This window comes from Achromobacter sp. GbtcB20 (assembly GCF_019091095.1).
Classification (GTDB): Bacteria; Pseudomonadota; Gammaproteobacteria; order Burkholderiales; family Burkholderiaceae_B; genus Achromobacter; species Achromobacter mucicolens.
This window is the reverse complement of record NZ_JAGXJZ010000547.1, coordinates 1-270: the sequence shown is the minus strand read 5'-3', so window position 1 is coordinate 270 and position 270 is coordinate 1. Positions and strand designations below refer to the sequence as shown.

At 70.4% G+C, this 270-nt stretch carries 1 protein-coding gene; it reads right to left on the bottom strand.

Annotated features, from left to right (window positions below):
- The coding region (locus KVT32_RS30160; RefSeq protein WP_371825643.1) for a sensor histidine kinase at nucleotides 1–270 on the bottom strand (270 nt) is incomplete at both ends.

Sequence of the window (270 nt, the reverse complement as noted above, 5' to 3'; positions counted from 1 at the left end):
GTCACCGTCAGCATGATCTTACCGCGGGCGGGCGTGTACTTGGCCGCATTGGCCAGCAGGTTGGCCGTGACCTGGACCAGGCGCGCGCGGTCGCCCAGCCCGCTCGCGCGCGCCGTGCCCAGTTGCACCACCAGCGCGTGCTTGCCGGCCACGATCAAGGGATGGACCTGCTCGGCGGCCTGGGTGACGACCGCCTTGACGTCGACCTCGGCCATCTCCAGCTGCACCATGCCGCGCGTGACGCGCGAGACGTCGAGCAGGTCGTTCACC